Below are 17,175 nucleotides of genomic sequence, written 5' to 3'. Positions count from 1 at the left end.
CCTTAGGCCGCGGCGGGCATCTGGTCGGCCGCCGCGGCATCCTGCTGCTGGCGCAGCTTGGGCATGGTAAAGATCACCAGCCCCAATGCCGCCACACCACACAGCGCGATGCTCACCACCATGGGCACGGCGGTGCCGTCAAAGAACGGCGTCGTCGCAGCGATGCAAAAGGCCCCCGTCAGCATTGTCAGGCTTCCGCTGAGCGAGGACGCCATACCCGCGCGCCGTCCATGCGCATCAAGTGCCGCGACCATCGCCGAAGGCACAACGACCCCCAGAAAGGAATAGGCCAGAAACAGCCCGATCAACAGCACCGGCAGCGTGCCGAAACCGGCCAGCACAACGCCCGTCAACAGCGCAGAGCAGACGGCAAAGCCGGTGACACCGCGCCCGATCAGCGTGGCAAGCCCCCACATATCGGCCAGACGCCCCGCCGCTTGGGTGGCGATAAAGAACCCCACCGCGTTAAAGGCGAAGGCCAGCGAGAACTCGGTCGGGGTCAGCCCGAATTGACCCGTGTAGACGAAGGACGCGCTGGAGATGAACAAGAAGAAGCTCGCCATGCCGAAACCCGCAATAAAGGTCAGGCCGACGAACACCGGATCGCGGAACAGGATACCACAGCTACGCGACAGCTCGCGCAGATTGACCTTGCGGCGTTTGTCCGCGGTCAGCGTCTCGGGCAACGCGATCTGCGCCATCGTCAACGTCGCCGCCGCAAGGATCGCAAGGGCGAGGAAAATCTCGCGCCAGCTGCCAAAGCTGACCACCGCGCTGCCCGCCAAGGGCGCCAGCATGGGCGAGACCGAGATCACCAGCATGATCGACGACATCAACCGCGTCGCCTGCGCTCCGGTGTACATATCGCGCACGATGGCACGGGGAATGACCATCACCGTCGCCCCGCCGATGCCCTGCACCAGACGCCCCAGCACCAGCGTCTCGATGTCGGGGGCCACCGCACAGATCACCGCGCCGACGCAGAAAATGCTCATCCCGATGGCAAGGGTCTTTTTGCGCCCGATCTGGTCGGACAGCGGCCCATAGACCAGCTGCGACACGCCGTAGGCGAGGAAATAGGCGACCAGCGTGATCTGGGCCGCCGAGACAGACACATCCAGCGCCTCTTCGATCGCGGGTAAGGCGGGCAGATACATGTCGATGGCAAACGGACCTGTCACACAGATAGAGCCAAGAATAAGGGCGGTACGGAACATTCCGGCAGACATGGGCAGTCCTTCAAGGTTGTGGGCAAGGCTGTGGGGGTGCCGCGCGTCTTACGCTCGGCCAGCGCAGAGCTAGCACATATGTACCCGACGGCAAGAATGCACCATGTTGTTTGTATGCATATACCGGCAATTCACTGCTTGTTGATCGAATTTTGCTCGTTCATGGGGCAAGACGTACTAGGTTCCAGAGGGAAGCCGTGGGCTACGGGCCGCGCAAACCGAAGGAGAGACCACATGATCCGCAAGACACTCGCCGCGACAACGCTCGCCCTCACGACGCTGGCCGCCCTGCCTGCCGCCGCCGACATCATCACCAAGATGAGCCCCCATTCCGTGCCCGACACAATCGACCGTCTGGAAGCTGCCGTGACCGAAGCCGGTGCCACGGTCTTTGCCCGCGTGGACCACGCCGAAGGGGCGACCAAAGTGGATACGGAGCTGCGCCCGACCACGCTGCTGATCTTTGGCAACCCCAAGCTGGGCACGCCTGCGATGCTGGATGGTCAGACCGCCGGTCTAGACCTGCCCATGCGCGTGCTGGCCTATGCCGATGACAGCGGCATGGTGCATGTCAGCTACCACGACCCCGCCACATTGGCCGCAGACCACGGGTTGCCCGATGACGCGGAATATCTGACCAAAATGACCGGCGCGTTGGACAAGCTCACCGACAAGGCCATCGCGGAGGAATAACCCCCGCGCCCACCAAACCTTTGTGACGCCAGCTATTCGCCCTCGGATTGCTGGCGTTGCCACAGTTGCGCATAGCGCCCGTTGCGTGCCAGCAGATCGTCATGGGTGCCCTGCTCGACCACCTCGCCCTGTTCCAGCACGACGATACGGTCGGCCTCGGCCACGGTGGACAGGCGGTGCGCGATGGTCAGCACCGTGCGCCCCTTGCCCGCCTGACGCAGGGCATCCTGAATTTCGTGCTCCGTCTCGCTATCCAGCGCGCTTGTTGCTTCGTCCAGCAGCAGGATCGGCGGGTTTTTCAGCAGGGTCCGCGCGATACCGACACGCTGCTTTTCCCCCCCCGACAGTTTCAGCCCGCGTTCGCCCACAGCGGTTTCATACCCGTGGGGCAAACGCTGGATAAAGTCGTGGATCTGCGCCGATTTTGCTGCCGCTTCGATGTCTTCTTGCGTGGCGTTATCGCGGCCATAGGCGATGTTATAGCCGATGGTATCGTTGAACAGCACGGTATCCTGAGGCACCACGCCAATCGCGCGGTGCAGGCTGTCTTGGGTCACATCGCGCACATCTTGCCCGTCCACACGCACGGCACCGCCCTGCACATCGTAGAACCGGAACAGCAAACGTCCGATGGTGGATTTCCCCGATCCGGTAGAGCCGACAATCGCCACCATCTCGCCCGGGGCGGCTTCGATCGACACGCCCTTGAGGATCTCTCGGTCGTCGTCATAGCCAAAGCGCACGTTGTCCAGCGTGACACGCCCACCCGAGACTTGCAGCGCAGGGGCATCAGGCTTGTCCGAGATTTCGGCCGGTTGATCGAGCAGCGTGAACATCTGCCCCATATCGACCAGCGCCTGACGGATTTCGCGATAGACGGTGCCAAGGAAGTTCAGCGGCACGGTCAACTGCACCATATAGGCGTTGACCATGACGAAATCCCCCACGGTAAGATCACCGTTCTGCACCCCGATGGCGGCCAGGATCATCACGCCGACCAACCCGCAGGTGATCAGCAACGACTGGCCGAAGTTCAGGAAGGCAAGCGAGTAGTTCGTCTTGATCGCCGCCTCTTCATAGCCCGCCATCGCCGCGTCATAGCGCTGCGCCTCGCGCTGTTCGGCGACGAAATACTTGACGGTTTCATAGTTCAGCAGGCTGTCGATGGCCTTTTGGTTGGCATCCGTGTCGCGGTCGTTCATCTGGCGGCGCAGCTTCACGCGCCACTCGGTCACCGCGAAGGTAAACCAGACGTAAAGCCCGATGGTGACCGTCACGATCAGCAGATACCACGCGTCGAACAGCACGGTCAGGATAATGCCGACCAGCAGCAGCTCCAGAATCAGCGGCCCGATGGAGAAGAGCAAGAAGCGCAGCAGGAATTCCACCCCCTTGACCCCGCGTTCGATGATCCGGCTCAGCCCGCCGGTCTTGCGCGTGATGTGATAGCGCATCGACAGCTTGTGAATATGCTCGAACGTCTCTAGCGCAAGCATCCGCAGGGCGCGCTGGCCGACACGGGCAAAGACCGCGTCGCGCAGCTGTTGAAAGCCCACGTTCATCGCGCGGGCCATACCATAGGCAATCGTCAGCCCCACCGCGCCAAGCGCCAGAAACGGCACGCCCTCATTCGCGAGAGCATCCACCGCGTCTTTGTAAAGTACGGGAATAACAACAGAAATCAACTTGGACACCACCAAGAAGATCAGCGCCCAGACCACGCGCTTCTTGACCCAAGGCATATCGTCGGGCCACAGGTACGGGGCCACCTTGCGCAAGACAAGCAGGTTCGACTGCCGCTCTGCAGCTTGGGCGATCTCCTCTTCGGTCATGGGATATTGGGTGGCGGGTTTGGGCTGGCTGGCAGTGCGCGGGCTATCGGCTGACATGAACGATCCTGTGTGGTTGCCCCTTACATAGGGCCGTCAGCCAGATCATGCCAGTGCAGCACTTTCATCTGTCCGCATAGCCGCGCGTCAATCGGGCAGATCAAAGACCTGACCGGGGTAGATCAGATCGGGATCGCGGATTGATGAACGGTTGGCGGCAAAGACGCGCACATAGAGCGTCGGGTCACCATAGCGTTCGCGGGCGATGGCCCAAAGCGTGGCCCCTTCCTGCACGGTCACCGCCTTGATCGGGCCGTCGTTGTCTGCGGTGGCACGGGCCAGCACCTCGGGGGATTCACGTTTGAACGGGGTTTCCACGCGGCTGATCACGTCGCCGCCCTGATCCAGCTCATCCACGCGCAGGGTGTAGATGCCGGTCTTGATATCCTCGATATCGCCGCGCCAACGGCCCTGGGGGTCCACCTCAAGCGCGCCAACGCTGCGGTTGTCCAGATAGACCCGCACGGAAGACGCCTGCGCCTGTGCGCGCCCCGCCAGCCGGACCTCGCCCTGTTCCGAATAGGTGATCGTGTCGAGCGCGATACGGTCGGTTACCTCGGGCGCGGTGCCGGGCAGTAATTCCACCCCGTCGGCGTCGGATTTCAACAGGGCGACGGGGGTATCTTCTGCGGGGGGCGCGGGATCGGGCTGCGGCGTCACGGCGGCGATCTCGGTCATCTCGGGGGCACTGTCCTCGGGTGCTTCCCGCAGCGGTTCCACGACCGGAGCGGAGACCGCTTCAGGGGCCGTGTCGTCGGGCGTGGTCTCTGGCGTGGCAACTGATGTGGTGTCGATGGATACGTCTGATGGTTCCGCCAGTGCCACCTGTGCCACGGCAGGTGCGGTGATCGGGGCCAAGATGACTTCCTCGACCGAGGCGACAGGGCCTGTTTCGGCATCCGCGCTCAGACTCAGGATCTTGCCGCTGCCGTCGGGCGGCAAAATGGCAAGCGTGGCGAATTTGCCAGAGCGGTCGGCCTGCGCGCTGGCGACCTCTGCCCCGTTGCTGATCACGTTGACGCGGGCCCCTGGTGCTGCGCGGCCTGCGATCACGGTCATCCCGTCCCCCTCGCGGCGCACCTCGTCAAAACTGGGTGTGGCGGGCGACGCGGCGGGATCAGGCGTTTGGGGCGCAGGGGGAACCGTGGCGGCGGCCGTGGTGTCTTGGGGTGCGGTAGCGGTCTGCGCGGGGGGCTGGGCCGCGGGTTTCGGCTGGGCGGCGGTGTCTTTCGCCGTATCCGGCACGACGGGACCCGCATCTTGCGACCAGATATATCCCGCAACGGCAACCGCCACGACCAGCGCGGCGCCCGCAAACTGAGCACCCCGCGTTTGAAACACCGACATCCCGTTCATCCCTTTGAACTTCCCCACATTGAGGACTTGTACCAAGCAGGCTATCACGGGTCAAAATGCAGCTGCATGCCATGTGCATATTCGCAAAAAGGACCCCCGTTTATGATCCAGAAATCCGTATGTGTTTACTGCGGCTCGCGCCCCGGTGATGACCCCGAATATACCGCACAAGCCGACGCTTTGGGGCGCGCTTTGGCGCAGAACGATTGGCGGCTGGTCTATGGCGCGGGGGACGTGGGGCTGATGGGCACCGTTGCACGCGCAGCACAAACGGCGGACGGCACGACCTTTGGCGTGATCCCCGATCATCTGGTCAAATGGGAGGTCGGCAAGACCGATCTGACCACCTATGTCGTGACCGAAACTATGCATGAACGCAAAAAGGTGATGTTCATGAACTGCGATGCCGTGGTGGTCCTGCCCGGCGGTGCCGGATCACTGGACGAGCTGTTCGAAGTGCTGACCTGGCGCCAGTTGGGGCTTCATCAGAAACCGGTAATCCTATTGAATACAAATGGTTACTGGGATCCTCTCACAGCGCTTCTGGATCATGTCGTCGCCCGCGGCTTTGCCGAAGAAAGCCTGCTTGGCTATGTGGATACGGTCGATGACGTTGACGGCGCGCTGGACATTCTGCGCCGTAGCCTGACCGCATAGAGGTACGCACGGCAGCTCGCGCGGTAGTGCAGAAAGCGCCTGCGCGGCAACGGGTTGATCGGCGGCGAAGCAGGATCAGGAGTGCTATGGGCGGTAGGTTAAAGCGGCCAACGCCATACTCCCTGTTCGCCGCTAGCACGCGCGATACAGCAAAGGGCACCCACGTCTGGATGCCCTTTCAAATCACCGCACTGCGGCAACCCGAATACCTATAGATTTGGCCGCATAGCCGGATTTCTACTGTTGCTATGCGGCCACATCATCACGCTGTTTCAAGCGTCGATTTCACGATATTCTCGATCTCTTCGATGGGGTGGTTCGTCAGCGTCTTGGGGATTTCGCCCACGACTTTGTCCGCGACCTCTTTGTGCATCTCGTGGCGCAACTCACCCAGGGTGTTCGGTGGTGCAACCAGAATGATCTTGTCGAACTTGCCCTTATGCGCCTGTTTGTACATGATATCCGCCAGCTCGCTGGCAAAGCGGTCCTTGGACAGCTGGTGCCAGTCGGTGTCGTCCACAGCCGAGCGGTGCACAGACGGGCCGTCGTTGAAGCGTCCACGACGATTGGCGGCCTGATCGCGGTTGGGCGGGTTCTCCTGCTCTTCCTCGCGGAAGACCTGCAGGAACGGATCCTCTCCGTCGGTTTCATTCACCATGAACAGCGCTTTTTCACCGTCTGCGATCAGCACCCAAGTGCCATTTTCAATCTTGGTCATGCGTCTTCTCCATGGTTGCGTTTGTCTTCGCCAGTGACGCGGGTGTCAGCGCCGGGTTTGTCGACCACCTGTTTCTCTTCGTCTTGCGTGCCGACATCGCGTTGCAGCCCCCCGCCCGAGCGGCCCTGATGGTCAATATCATCGGCTTCGCTGATGTATTTGTCGGTTTCCTTGACGCCGTCCTGCGATCTGTGACGCTCTGCCATCGTGGTCTCCTTCTCATCTTGTGGGTTCACATGCAAAACGCCCCAATCACGCCCGTGGTTCCACAAGAAAATGCCCCACAGCGGAATGCTGCAGGGCCTTTCACATAAATATTTCAACAGGTTGGCGCGATGCCTTAACCCATCATATCGCGATTACATGCGCGACGCGACGTTGTCCCAGTTGACCAGATTGTCGAGGAAGTTCGACAGGTAGTCGGGGCGCGCGTTGCGGAAATCGATGTAGTAGGAGTGTTCCCAAACGTCGCAGCCCAGCAGTGCGGTCTGACCAAAGCAGACAGGGTTCACGCCGTTTTCGGTCTTGGTCACTTTCAGGCCACCATCGGTGTCCTTGACCAGCCACGCCCAACCGGAGCCGAACTGACCGCCACCGGCTGCCTTGAATTCATCCTTGAACTTATCGACAGAGCCAAAGCTTTCAGTGATCGCATTTTCCAGCTCGGACGGCATTTTGCTGTCTTCGGGGGACATCATTTCCCAGAACTGGTTGTGGTTCCAGAGCTGGCTGATGTTGTTGAAGATGCCGCTTTGCGCAACCGCGTCAGGGTTATAGGTGCCCTTGATGATTTCCTCGAGGGTCTTGCCTTCCCACTCGGTGCCTTCAATGGCTTTGTTGCCGTTGGTCACATAGGCGTTGTGGTGCTTATCGTGGTGATATTCCAGCGTTTCCTTGGACATACCTTTGGATGCAAGCGCATCGTGGGCATAGGGAAGATCAGGAAGAGTAAAAGCCATGAGAAAAGCCTCCGTTATTGAATTGCGTCTGGGTCACATGAAGCCCGTGCCGTCATAAGGTCAAGTGCTGATCGACCCGCAAGGGGCAAACCGGCACAGCCGACGGGGCGCTTCTATCGTCACCTGCTTAAGGGTAAAACGGCTGGCTGGGGCGAATGTTCCCGCCAGTCTGCCGCCCTGCCCCTGACCAGCGGCTTACCGCGCGGCGCTATAATATTCGGGGGCGGACCCGGCCTGTGCCGCGGTTTTCAGCAGATCAAACACATATTGCGCGACCGAGCGGAAGCAGACCAGACGGAAGCTGTCGCCGTCCTCGATCCAGAACGCCGCCGGCACCTGCGCCAGCCGCGTGCGGCGGATCATGCCGGGGGTGAAACTGTCTGGCGACAGATCCACGGGGGCGAGCTTGGCCAGCACATCACGGCTGTGCGCCCCTTTGATGCGAAACACCGACCGCGCATCGGATACATTGACCGCCAGCGTGTGATTGCTGCCAAAGCATTTGGTCAGCATGTCGATGGTGTCGCTGACCTGATCGTAGGGGCAGAGCAACAACAGCTCGTCCGGTGACATCCACGCGACACCGCGATCCCCGTTGATCTGGACGCTGCGGGTGTCGGGAAGGCCCAGACCGACGGCCTTTTTCAGCGCCTTCTTCATATAGCCCGCCCCCAGATCCCCGCGGACAGAGATCATGCCAATCGGATCCATCAGGGTCACCTCGGCAATGCCGCCGGTGAATTCTGCCGCTTTCAATGCGCTTACCGCGTCAGACATTTTGCTTGGCCCCTTCTTTGTCATAGAACACCGGATCGACGATTTTCGCCTGATAGGTCTTGCCGTCGGTCCCGGGGAAGTCGATCACCTCGCCCATGCGGTCCGGCCCGTTCAGGACCAGCCCCATAGCGATCCCCTTACCCAACGTCGGCGAATGATAGGTCGAAGTGACGCGCCCGATCATATTGCGCTGGCCGTTCTCGTTCTCGCCCTCGCCCACGGCATAGGCCCCGTCCGGCAGGGTGCTGCCGTCGGTTGTTTCCAGCCCCACCAGTTTCCAACGCGTCGGGTCCACCATATGGGACCGCTGCTGCGCGCGCTTGCCCAAGTAGTCGTCTTTCTTTTTCGAGATCGCCCAGTTCAGCCCCAGATCCTGCGGGATCACGGTGCCGTCGGTTTCGTCCCCGATCATGATAAAGCCTTTTTCGGCGCGCAGGATGTGCAGACATTCGGTCCCATAGGGCATCACGCCCAGATCATTGCCCGCCACCATCAGCGCATCCCAGAAGGCCTGCCCCTGCCCTGCATCCACTGCGATCTCGTAGCTCAGCTCGCCCGAGAAAGAGATCCGGTAAACGCGGCACTTGAAGCCCCCCAGCGTGCCGTCCGCCCACTCCATAAAGGCCAGCGCGTCTTTGCTGACATCCATGCCGCCCAGCTTTTCCAGACATTTGCGTGCGTTGGGGCCGACCACGGCGATCTGCGCATATTGCTCGGTGACATTGGCGACATAGACGTTGAAATCCCACCACTCGGTCTGGAGCCATTCTTCCATATGCTGGTGGATGCTTTCCGCGCCGCCCGTCGTTGTATGGCACAGGAAGGTGTCGTCATCGATCCTCGCAACGACACCATCGTCGATCAGGAACCCGTTTTCCGAACACATCAGGCCATAGCGGCATTTACCCGGTTTCAGCGTGCTCATCATATTGGTGTAAAGCATGTCGAGGAAACGCCCCGCGTCCGGTCCCTTGACGATGATCTTGCCCAGGGTGGAGGCATCAAGCATCCCCAGTTTGCTGCGCGTGTTGGTGACCTCGCGCATCACCGCGTCATGGGTGGTTTCGCCCTTGCGCGGATAGGCATAGGGGCGTCGCCATTGGCCGACGGGCTCCCATTCAGCGCCGTTCGCTTCGTGCCAATCATGCAGCGGGGTGCGGCGGATCGGTTGGAACACATCGCCACGCGCCTCGCCCGCAATCGCGCCCATCGAAATCGGGTGGTACGGCGGGCGGAAGGTGGTGGTCCCAACCGCGGGAATATCCGCATCCATCGCGCCCGCCAGCGTTGCCAGCCCGTTGATATTGCTGAGCTTCCCCTGATCCGTCGCCATGCCAAGCGTGGTATAGCGTTTGGCGTGTTCGACGCTGACAAAGCCTTCTTGCGCGGCAAGCCGCACGTCTGACACTTTGACATCGTTCTGATAATCCAGCCACGTCTTCTCGCGCAGCTTCACGTTCGCGCCTTGGGGCATCATCCACACGGGGGCGAGCGGCGCTTCCTCTTGCCGGTCGGCGTTCGGCGAGACGGCGTCGGCGGGCAACTTGAACCCCAGCGTCGTGACCACCCCGTCGGCGGCGGCATGGGCGTCGTGCAGGATGTCATCCAGCGCAAAGAACCCACCCGCGGCACCGGCAGCGGTGACAAAGCCATGCCCGTCTGCCCCCAACGGCGGGTTGTTCACATCGGGGCGGAACATGGCCCCGGCGGTATCCCAAGTCAGCTTGCCGCCGCAATGGGACCACAGATGCACCACCGGCGACCAGCCGCCCGACATGGCCACCGCGTCGCATGGGAAGGTTTCAAGCACCGCACCCTCGCCCGCTTGGCTGCACACCTCTACACCTGTTACGCGTTTGCCGCCCGTCACCCGCGCCACGGCATGACCAATCATCACGCGAATGCCCAGATCTTTGGCGCGCGTCATCAGCGCGAAATCCTGCGGCAGCACGCGGGCATCCAAAATGGCGGGCACGGTCAGACCGGCCTCGGTCAAGGCGATGGCGGTGCGGTAGGCGTCGTCATTATTGGTGACCACCACCGTGCGATCCCCGACCGACACGCCATAGTTCACCAGATAATCCCGCACAGATGCGGCCAGCATCACGCCGGGGATGTCATTGCCAGCGAAGGACAAAGGCCGTTCAATCGCGCCGGTGGCGGTCACGATATGACCGGCGCGAATACGCCAGAGCCGGTGGCGCGGCCCAGCAATCTCCGGCGCGTGGTCCGTCAGCCGTTCATAGCCCAGCACATAGCCGTGGTCATAGACGCCCGCCCCCATGACACGGGTGCGCAGGGTGACGTTTGCCATTCCCGACAGCTCTGCCACCAGCGCATCGATGAAATCGGCGACGGGCGTGCCATCGACCGTGCCGCCATCCACGGGCGCGCGGCCGCCCCAATGGGCAGTCTGTTCCAGCACGATGACCTTGGCACCGGACAGGGCCGCCGTGCGCGCGGCCTCTAGCCCTGCGACACCACCGCCGATGATCAGCACGTCGCAAAAGGCGTGGAAATGTTCATAGGTATCGCCATCCGTCTCCTTGGGCGCTTTGCCCAGACCGGCAGAGTGGCGGATGATCGGCTCGTAGACATGCTTCCAGAAGGGGCGCGGGTGGATGAACATCTTGTAGTAGAAGCCCGCGGGCAGAAAGCGGCTCAGGTGTTTGTTGATCGCGCCAACGTCGAATTCGAGGCTGGGCCAGTGGTTCTGGCTTTCCGCCTTGAGCCCGTCGAAAAGATCGGTGGTCGTGGCGCGTTGGTTGGGCTCGAACCGGTCGCCCTGCCCGAGGTTCACCAGCGCGTTGGGTTCTTCCGGGCCCGCCGCCACGATGCCGCGCGGACGGTGGTATTTGAACGACCGCCCCACCAGCATCTGGTCATTCGCCAGCAAGGCCGAGGCCAGGGTATCGCCCTCGAAGCCGCGCAGCTGCTTTCCGTTGAACGAAAAACTGACAGCATTTGATTTGTTCAGCAGGCGGCCGCCTGTGGCAATTCTGGTGCTCATGAAGTCAAACCTTGGTGTGGGGCGAAAGCGCGGGCGCCTCCGGCGGGAGTTTTCTTGGCAAAATGAAGAACGGCAGCGGTCATGGCGCGGCGGCGGCCTGCCAATCGGGGCGACGGTCCTGTATCTTGTCGATGATCTCTTGCGGGACCGTGCTGGTCTGGGCGGTATAGGTGCCGAAGACTTCGAGCGTCATGGTATCGCGCGCGGCGTGGAACCATTTGCCACAGCCATAGACATGCCGCCAGCGTTCAAAATGCACGCCCTTGGGGTTTTCCCGCATGAACAGGTATTTTTCGAAGTCGCTGTCCGAGGACCCCGGGCCAAAACGTTTCAGATGCGCCTCGCCGCCCGCGTGGAATTCGGTTTCCTCGGCGGTGATGCCGCAGTTGGGGCATGTCAGGGTCAGCATGGGGCGCGCCTTTCTAAGGTCGGTTGAAACGCAAAAAGGCCAGCCCCCGTGCGAGGGCCAGCCTTGATCATATTGGATAGAGCGGAAAGCGGCTTAGTTGCCGGTTGCTTCCTCGGCCGCGCCTTCAACGGCATCGGCAGCACCATCGGCCGCGCCTTCGACGTTGACGTTGATGTCGCCGGAGTCGTCCATCGGGTTGCCACCAGCGAAGAAGTAAAAGCCGAAACCAAGGACCAGAACGACGAGAACGCCGATGACGATCCCCGATCCGGTGCCGCTGGTTTTGTTGACGGTGGTGTGTGGCGCTTGGTTGTTGTCAGGCGTAGCCATGGTAATGGTCCTTCATAAACTTGATATGAAGTGTAAACCCCGTTCACAGGCAAAAAGTTCCACAGCCCCATTGGGCGGGCAGGTTTCCGCGCGCCGATCAATGCGCCACCCCGGCGGCTACGGATTCGTCGATGAACCGCCCTTCCTGGAACCGGTTCAGGCCGAAGGCATCCGTCAGCGGCGACCGTCCCTTGGCCATCAGTTCGGCCATGGCCCAGCCCGAGCCGGGGATCGCCTTGAACCCGCCGGTGCCCCAGCCACAGTTTACGAACACGCCCTCGACCGGCGTTTTGGACAGGATCGGAGAGCGGTCCCCCGTCACATCCACAATGCCGCCCCATTGGCGCAACATCTTGAGACGGGACACCATCGGAAAGGTCTCGACCAGGGCGCGGACCGTTTCCTCGATATGATGGAAAGAGCCGCGTTGGGTGTAGTTGTTATAGCCATCCGTCCCGCCGCCGATCACCATCTCGCCCTTGTCGGACTGGCTCATGTAGCCATGCACCGTATTGGCCATGACCACGACATCCATGCAGGGTTTGATCGGCTCTGACACCAGCGCTTGCAGGGCGACGGATTCGATCGGCAGACGGAAGCCCGCCATATCAGCCAGATGACCAGAGTGGCCGGCGACCACCATGCCCAGCTTGTCACAGTCGATATCGCCACGGTTGGTCGACACGCCCGTCACCTTGCCGTTTTCCTGACGGATGCCGGTGACCTCGCATTTCTGGATCACGTCCATGCCCATATCGGAACAGGCCCGCGCATAGCCCCAGGCCACCGCGTCATGGCGTGCCGTGCCGCCACGGCGCTGCCAGAGCCCGCCCAGAACCGGGTAACGTGGCCCGTCGATATTAATGATCGGCACCAGTTCCTTGACCTTTTCGGGCGCGATGAATTCGGTCTGCACCCCTTGCAGCGCGTTGGCATGGGCCGTGCGCTGGTAGCCGCGCACCTCGTGTTGGGTCTGCGCCAGCATGATCACGCCACGCGGGCTGAACATGACGTTATAGTTCAGGTCCTGGCTCATCGTCTCGTAGAGCGAGCGCGCCTTTTCATAGATCGCGGCGGAGGGGTCTTGCAGGTAGTTGGACCGGATGATCGTGGTGTTGCGGCCCGTGTTGCCGCCCCCGAGCCAGCCTTTTTCCAGAATGGCCACATTGGTGATGCCGAAGTTTTTACCCAGGTAATAGGCCGTCGCCAGACCATGCCCCCCGGCCCCGACGATGATCACGTCATAGCGTTTCTTCGGCTGCGCATCGCGCCAGGCCCGCTGCCAGCCGGTATGATGGCGCAGGGCTTCGCGGGCGACGGCAAAGGCTGAGTATTTCTTCATGAAAGCGGTCTCCGGCAAAGATTCGTACGCCGTGGCGTAGGCTTGGCTTCTTTCTGGGTCTTCGGGCGAAAAAGAGGATACCCGGCGCGGCATTCCTTAACAGTTTTACGACATCCGCCGCAATCTGGCAAAAACCAAGCCGCCGCCGCGACAAGGTGCAGCAATATGGCCTCTTTTGTCACGTCGCCGCAGCGGTTAGGTGTGCAGCACCTATAATTACTGGACCGCATCTTTATGAGTTTCTGGATCATCGCCGCCGCCGGTGCCGCCCTTGTGACCGTGTTGCTGGCGCGTGCCCTGACCCGTGGGGCCAGCGCGCCAGCTGAAACCGGTGCCGCCCATGATGTGCAGGTTTATCGCGACCAGCTGGCCGAGGTTGAACGCGATGTCGCGCGCGGGGTGTTGCCCGAAGCAGACGCCATCCGCGTGCGCACCGAAATCTCGCGCCGTATTCTGGCCGCGGATGCTGCCGGACAAAATACGCCCGCCGCAAGTGGCACGCCGTCGCCTATCGTTATTGCGGTGATCGCGCTGGTCTTGCTGGGCGGGAGCCTTGGGCTCTACTGGCAGTTGGGTGCGCCGGGCTATGGGGATCTGGCGTTGCAGGACCGTATCGCGCGGGCCGAAGACATGCGCCGGAACCGACCCGATCAGGCCACCGCCGAGGCAGAGCTGCCCGCCGCCGAATTGTCGCCCGAGCTCAGCCCCGAATATGAAGCGCTGCTGACCCGCCTGCGCGAAACGGTTGCCGCGCGGCCCGATGATGTGCAGGGCCATGTCCTGCTGGCCCAGAACGAGGCGCGCGTTGGCAACTATGCCGCCGCCGCCGCCGCGCAGGGCAAGGTGGTGCGCCTCAAGGGGGCGGAAGCCTCGGTTGACGATGTGTCAGGCTATGCGGAGCTGCTGGTGATGGCGGCGGGGGGCTATGTCTCGCCCGAAGCAGAAGCGGTGTTGCGCGCGGTGCTGACCCGTGATGTCGAAAACGGCACGGCGCGATATTATTGGGGGCTGATGCTGGTGCAAACCGGGCGCCCTGATCTGGCGTTCCGCATGTGGGACGGGTTGCTGCGCCGCGGCCCCGAAGATGCCCCGTGGATCGCGCCTATCCTGGCGCAGATCACCCCTATCGCCACGATGGCCGGTGTGGACTATACCGTGCCCGAGATTGGCAGCGGCGCGCTGCGCGGCCCCTCGGCCGAAGATATCGACGCGGCGCAGGATATGACCCCTGCCGAACGGATGGAGATGATAGGCGGCATGGTCGAAAGCCTGTCGTCGCGGCTTGCCAGCCAGGGCGGGCCGGTCGAGGATTGGGCGCGATTGATCTCTTCGCTTGGCGTGCTGGGGGAAACGGCACGGGCGCGGGCGATTTACGAGAATGCGGTAGAGGTCTTTGCCGATGACCCCGCCGCGATGGATGATATTCAACGCGCGGGCGAACGCGCCGGGGTGACCGAATGATCTATGACGACATAACAGATTTTGCCGCCGCCCTGCCCCCGATGCAGGCGTTGATCGGGTTGGACCTTGGGGAAAAGACCATCGGCGTTGCGGTCAGCGACAGTTTTCTGTCGATCGCCACCCCGCTGGAAACCGTGCGCCGCAAGAAATTCGGGGTTGATGCCGCCCGCCTATCAGAGATCATTGCCGCCCGCGGGATCGGCGGGGTGGTGCTGGGCCTGCCGCGCAATATGGACGGATCGGAAGGCGCGCGCTGCCAGTCGACGCGAGCCTTTGCGCGGAACTTTGACCGGCTGGGAGATATTCCCATCGGGTTCTGGGATGAACGGCTGAGCACGGTCGCCGCGGAACGCGCGCTGCTGGAGGCCGATACATCGCGTCGCCGCCGCGCCGAGGTGATCGACCACGTGGCCGCGGGCTATATTCTGCAAGGGGTGCTGGACCGTTTGCGTGTGATCAAGGCGCAGGACGCGTCGGATTGAGGCCCCATAAGCGCGACAGCGCGAGGATAAAGCGATGAGTGACGAGATCTGGAAGCGGAACGAAGTCGAAAGCCCCTGCGTGAAACTTTGCGTGGTGCATCCCGAAACGCGCCTGTGCACAGGCTGTTACCGATCCATCGACGAGATCGGCACGTGGTCGCGTATGACGCCCGAAGAGCGCCGCAGCATCATGGCAGAACTACCATCGCGAGCGGGTGCGTTGACGAAGCGGCGGGGGGGCCGTTCTGCGCGGCTCAAGCGTGACAGCACCGGCTGATCTGGGGAAACGGCTAGGCCGTCCGGACCGTTGAAGAGGATTCAGCGGGCCACGCGGTACAGAAAATCAAGCATTTCGCTGCTGGTCTGGGCCCCTTCGTGATCTTGCGGGGCGTAATTGTCATTCGCCGCTGGCACCACGGGGGTCGCCCCAAAATGCTGCGCCACGGTCACGCATTGCCACGTCGCCGCTGCGGGCACGAAGCGAAGGATATTGGTCTGCGGGTTTTGCGCTGTATCTGTCATGTTCATCTCTGCCATCTCTCGGGTCGTTCAATTTGTGCGCCGGTCGATTCGATTCTCGGTCGCCTGTCGGTAGTTTGGCTCCGACAGTGTGATATAAGTGTTAAGATATGGCAGTATTTGGGCAAAATCAGGGTAATAAACGTATCAGGCCCTGCACATTCCGGCCCAATGCCGCGGATTTAGGCAAACAACGGGCGCGTGATATCGGCCCCCTGCCCCTTGCCATGCCCGCCCCGCTATAGCATTGACCCTCCCGAACCCCCATATTTCCAGCTCGATAGACGATAAGGCTTAGACCATCATGGGACATAGATCCGATCTCACCCGCGCTGCACGGCTTTCGGTCGCCCCGATGATGGATTGGACCGACCGGCATTGTCGCTACATGCATCGGCTGTTTTCCAAGCAGACGTTGCTTTATACCGAAATGGTGACCTCGCCTGCCTTGGTACGCGGCGGCGCGTTGCATTTGCTGGATCACGATACCTCTGAACATCCCGTGGCCTTGCAGCTTGGCGGGTCTGACCCGGACGAGCTGGCAGAGGCGGCGCGGATCGGGGCACAGGCGGGGTATGACGAGATCAACCTGAACGTCGGCTGCCCGTCGGATCGCGTGCAATCGGGCTGTTTTGGCGCGGTGCTGATGGAGCAACCGGCACTGGTGGCTAAATCCGTCGCGGCGATGCGCCGCGCGGTGGATGTGGACGTGACCGTCAAATGCCGGATCGGCGTGGATGACCAGAACCCCGCCGAGGTGCTGCCCGAGTTTCTGGCGCAGATCGTCGGCGCGGGTTGTGAACGGGTGACAATCCACGCGCGCAAGGCGTGGCTGCAAGGGCTCAGCCCCAAGGAAAACCGCGACATTCCCCCCTTGGACTACGAGCTGGTGCACCGGATGAAGGGGCTGTTCCCGAACCTGCATATCTCGATCAACGGGGGCATCACCTCGCTTGATCAGGCAGAGGCGTTTCTGGACGCCGGTCTGGATGGCGTGATGATCGGGCGCAGCGCCTATCATAACCCGACCGATATTCTGGCGCAGGCGGATCGCCGCATTTACAGCACCGGCGCAGACACCACGCCCGAGGATGTCGTGGCGCAGATGCTGCCCTATATCGACGCGCATATCGACGGCGGCGGCAAGCTGAATCAGATCACCCGCCATATGATGGGGCTCTTTGCCGGTCGCACCGGCGCGCGGGTCTGGCGGCGCACCCTGTCCGAGCAAGCCTCCCGCCCCGGTGCCGACCGTCAGGTGCTGCTAGAGGCGCTGGACGCGATGCAAACACTGGCCGAGGCGCAAGAAGCGGTATAGCAACAGGGGCAACCGCACGACATTCA

18 protein-coding genes are annotated in these 17,175 nt (G+C 62.0%); 6 read left to right on the top strand and 12 right to left on the bottom strand.

Annotated elements, in window-relative coordinates; genetic code table 11:
* Positions 1 to 2: 2 nt before the first annotated feature.
* Positions 3 to 1,229: a multidrug effflux MFS transporter gene (locus B4F27_RS09520; RefSeq protein WP_074635165.1), complete on the bottom strand. Its 1,227-nt coding sequence runs from the start codon at positions 1,227 to 1,229 to the stop codon at positions 3 to 5.
* Between the two features lie 234 nt (positions 1,230 to 1,463).
* Here B4F27_RS09520 and B4F27_RS09515 point away from each other — a divergent pair, with 234 nt between their 5' ends.
* On the top strand, positions 1,464 to 1,922 hold the full coding sequence (locus B4F27_RS09515) for a DUF302 domain-containing protein (protein WP_286759528.1): 459 nt from the start codon (positions 1,464 to 1,466) through the stop codon (positions 1,920 to 1,922).
* A gap of 32 nt (positions 1,923 to 1,954) precedes the next feature.
* Here B4F27_RS09515 and B4F27_RS09510 read toward each other — a convergent pair whose 3' ends face one another.
* Together B4F27_RS09510 and B4F27_RS09505 are read right to left on the bottom strand one after the other, a co-directional pair.
* Positions 1,955 to 3,754 (bottom strand): ABCB family ABC transporter ATP-binding protein/permease, encoded by a 1,800-nt coding sequence (locus B4F27_RS09510; RefSeq protein WP_037944991.1) that lies wholly within the window; start codon positions 3,752 to 3,754, stop codon positions 1,955 to 1,957.
* Positions 3,755 to 3,898: 144 nt separating this feature from the next.
* Positions 3,899 to 5,158, bottom strand: a complete 1,260-nt coding sequence (locus tag B4F27_RS09505; protein WP_286759527.1) for a LysM peptidoglycan-binding domain-containing protein — start codon at positions 5,156 to 5,158, stop codon at positions 3,899 to 3,901.
* A gap of 111 nt (positions 5,159 to 5,269) precedes the next feature.
* Between B4F27_RS09505 and B4F27_RS09500 the strand changes: the two genes are divergently transcribed.
* Positions 5,270 to 5,824 carry a TIGR00730 family Rossman fold protein gene (locus B4F27_RS09500; protein ID WP_286759526.1) on the top strand — a complete coding sequence of 185 codons (555 nt, stop codon included), beginning with the start codon at positions 5,270 to 5,272 and terminating at the stop codon, positions 5,822 to 5,824.
* A 262-nt stretch (positions 5,825 to 6,086) separates the two neighbouring features.
* Here B4F27_RS09500 and B4F27_RS09495 read toward each other — a convergent pair whose 3' ends face one another.
* From B4F27_RS09495 to B4F27_RS09460, 8 genes are all read right to left on the bottom strand, one after another.
* Positions 6,087 to 6,542, bottom strand: a complete 456-nt coding sequence (locus B4F27_RS09495) for a host attachment family protein (protein ID WP_286759525.1) — start codon at positions 6,540 to 6,542, stop codon at positions 6,087 to 6,089.
* Positions 6,539 to 6,748 carry a hypothetical protein gene (locus B4F27_RS09490; RefSeq protein ID WP_037962905.1) on the bottom strand — a complete coding sequence of 70 codons (210 nt, stop codon included), beginning with the start codon at positions 6,746 to 6,748 and terminating at the stop codon, positions 6,539 to 6,541. The genes B4F27_RS09495 and B4F27_RS09490 overlap by 4 nt, the downstream gene beginning before the upstream one ends.
* Before the next feature lie 153 nt (positions 6,749 to 6,901).
* Complete coding sequence (locus B4F27_RS09485; RefSeq protein WP_074635168.1) at positions 6,902 to 7,501, bottom strand: superoxide dismutase; 600 nt, start codon at positions 7,499 to 7,501, stop codon at positions 6,902 to 6,904.
* Positions 7,502 to 7,696: 195 nt separating this feature from the next.
* Positions 7,697 to 8,278 carry a sarcosine oxidase subunit gamma gene (locus B4F27_RS09480; RefSeq protein ID WP_286759524.1) on the bottom strand — a complete coding sequence of 194 codons (582 nt, stop codon included), beginning with the start codon at positions 8,276 to 8,278 and terminating at the stop codon, positions 7,697 to 7,699.
* Entirely contained in the window at positions 8,271 to 11,288 is a 3,018-nt protein-coding gene (locus tag B4F27_RS09475) for a sarcosine oxidase subunit alpha family protein (RefSeq protein ID WP_286759523.1), read from the bottom strand. The genes B4F27_RS09480 and B4F27_RS09475 overlap by 8 nt, the downstream gene beginning before the upstream one ends.
* Positions 11,289 to 11,367: 79 nt before the next feature.
* Positions 11,368 to 11,697 carry a sarcosine oxidase subunit delta gene (locus B4F27_RS09470; RefSeq protein ID WP_074635171.1) on the bottom strand — a complete coding sequence of 110 codons (330 nt, stop codon included), beginning with the start codon at positions 11,695 to 11,697 and terminating at the stop codon, positions 11,368 to 11,370.
* Positions 11,698 to 11,790: 93 nt separating this feature from the next.
* A complete protein-coding gene (locus B4F27_RS09465) occupies positions 11,791 to 12,027 on the bottom strand; it encodes a hypothetical protein (protein ID WP_005852605.1) in 237 nt (78 codons plus the stop codon).
* A gap of 97 nt (positions 12,028 to 12,124) precedes the next feature.
* The gene (locus tag B4F27_RS09460) at positions 12,125 to 13,369 is read right to left on the bottom strand and encodes a sarcosine oxidase subunit beta family protein (RefSeq protein ID WP_286699586.1); all 1,245 of its coding nucleotides are present in this window, start codon (positions 13,367 to 13,369) and stop codon (positions 12,125 to 12,127) included.
* 234 nt (positions 13,370 to 13,603) lie between these two features.
* Here B4F27_RS09460 and ccmI point away from each other — a divergent pair, with 234 nt between their 5' ends.
* Genes ccmI through B4F27_RS09445 form a run of 3 tightly spaced genes read left to right on the top strand, consistent with a single transcriptional unit; the run spans position 13,604 to position 15,589 of the window.
* Positions 13,604 to 14,830 carry a c-type cytochrome biogenesis protein CcmI gene (gene ccmI, locus B4F27_RS09455; protein ID WP_286759522.1) on the top strand — a complete coding sequence of 409 codons (1,227 nt, stop codon included), beginning with the start codon at positions 13,604 to 13,606 and terminating at the stop codon, positions 14,828 to 14,830.
* On the top strand, positions 14,827 to 15,312 hold the full coding sequence (gene ruvX, locus B4F27_RS09450) for a Holliday junction resolvase RuvX (protein WP_286759521.1): 486 nt from the start codon (positions 14,827 to 14,829) through the stop codon (positions 15,310 to 15,312). The genes ccmI and ruvX overlap by 4 nt, the downstream gene beginning before the upstream one ends.
* Positions 15,313 to 15,346: 34 nt before the next feature.
* Positions 15,347 to 15,589 (top strand): DUF1289 domain-containing protein, encoded by a 243-nt coding sequence (locus tag B4F27_RS09445; protein WP_286759520.1) that lies wholly within the window; start codon positions 15,347 to 15,349, stop codon positions 15,587 to 15,589.
* Positions 15,590 to 15,630: 41 nt separating this feature from the next.
* On the opposite strand, the gene B4F27_RS09440 is transcribed toward B4F27_RS09445, so the two are convergent.
* Complete coding sequence (locus tag B4F27_RS09440; RefSeq protein ID WP_286759519.1) at positions 15,631 to 15,834, bottom strand: hypothetical protein; 204 nt, start codon at positions 15,832 to 15,834, stop codon at positions 15,631 to 15,633.
* Between the two features lie 301 nt (positions 15,835 to 16,135).
* Here B4F27_RS09440 and dusA point away from each other — a divergent pair, with 301 nt between their 5' ends.
* Positions 16,136 to 17,149 (top strand): tRNA dihydrouridine(20/20a) synthase DusA, encoded by a 1,014-nt coding sequence (gene dusA / locus B4F27_RS09435; protein ID WP_286759518.1) that lies wholly within the window; start codon positions 16,136 to 16,138, stop codon positions 17,147 to 17,149.
* The last annotated feature ends 26 nt before the right edge of the window (positions 17,150 to 17,175 follow it).

This window comes from Sulfitobacter sp. UBA1132, from assembly GCF_002311545.1.
GTDB lineage: Bacteria > Pseudomonadota > Alphaproteobacteria > Rhodobacterales > Rhodobacteraceae > Sulfitobacter > Sulfitobacter pontiacus.
The sequence above is the reverse complement of the archived record's forward strand: the minus strand, read 5'-3'. Positions and strand labels throughout refer to the sequence as shown.

Coding starts and splice junctions, on each gene's coding strand:
- B4F27_RS09520 (WP_074635165.1), bottom strand. CDS start 1,229: ATGTCTGCCGGAATGTTCCGTACCGCCCTTATTCTTGGCTCTATCTGT.
- B4F27_RS09515 (WP_286759528.1), top strand. CDS start 1,464: ATGATCCGCAAGACACTCGCCGCGACAACGCTCGCCCTCACGACGCTG.
- B4F27_RS09510 (WP_037944991.1), bottom strand. CDS start 3,754: ATGACCGAAGAGGAGATCGCCCAAGCTGCAGAGCGGCAGTCGAACCTG.
- B4F27_RS09505 (WP_286759527.1), bottom strand. CDS start 5,158: ATGTCGGTGTTTCAAACGCGGGGTGCTCAGTTTGCGGGCGCCGCGCTG.
- B4F27_RS09500 (WP_286759526.1), top strand. CDS start 5,270: ATGATCCAGAAATCCGTATGTGTTTACTGCGGCTCGCGCCCCGGTGAT.
- B4F27_RS09495 (WP_286759525.1), bottom strand. CDS start 6,542: ATGACCAAGATTGAAAATGGCACTTGGGTGCTGATCGCAGACGGTGAA.
- B4F27_RS09490 (WP_037962905.1), bottom strand. CDS start 6,748: ATGGCAGAGCGTCACAGATCGCAGGACGGCGTCAAGGAAACCGACAAA.
- B4F27_RS09485 (WP_074635168.1), bottom strand. CDS start 7,501: ATGGCTTTTACTCTTCCTGATCTTCCCTATGCCCACGATGCGCTTGCA.
- B4F27_RS09480 (WP_286759524.1), bottom strand. CDS start 8,278: ATGTCTGACGCGGTAAGCGCATTGAAAGCGGCAGAATTCACCGGCGGC.
- B4F27_RS09475 (WP_286759523.1), bottom strand. CDS start 11,288: ATGAGCACCAGAATTGCCACAGGCGGCCGCCTGCTGAACAAATCAAAT.
- B4F27_RS09470 (WP_074635171.1), bottom strand. CDS start 11,697: ATGCTGACCCTGACATGCCCCAACTGCGGCATCACCGCCGAGGAAACC.
- B4F27_RS09465 (WP_005852605.1), bottom strand. CDS start 12,027: ATGGCTACGCCTGACAACAACCAAGCGCCACACACCACCGTCAACAAA.
- B4F27_RS09460 (WP_286699586.1), bottom strand. CDS start 13,369: ATGAAGAAATACTCAGCCTTTGCCGTCGCCCGCGAAGCCCTGCGCCAT.
- ccmI (WP_286759522.1), top strand. CDS start 13,604: ATGAGTTTCTGGATCATCGCCGCCGCCGGTGCCGCCCTTGTGACCGTG.
- ruvX (WP_286759521.1), top strand. CDS start 14,827: ATGATCTATGACGACATAACAGATTTTGCCGCCGCCCTGCCCCCGATG.
- B4F27_RS09445 (WP_286759520.1), top strand. CDS start 15,347: ATGAGTGACGAGATCTGGAAGCGGAACGAAGTCGAAAGCCCCTGCGTG.
- B4F27_RS09440 (WP_286759519.1), bottom strand. CDS start 15,834: ATGACAGATACAGCGCAAAACCCGCAGACCAATATCCTTCGCTTCGTG.
- dusA (WP_286759518.1), top strand. CDS start 16,136: ATGGGACATAGATCCGATCTCACCCGCGCTGCACGGCTTTCGGTCGCC.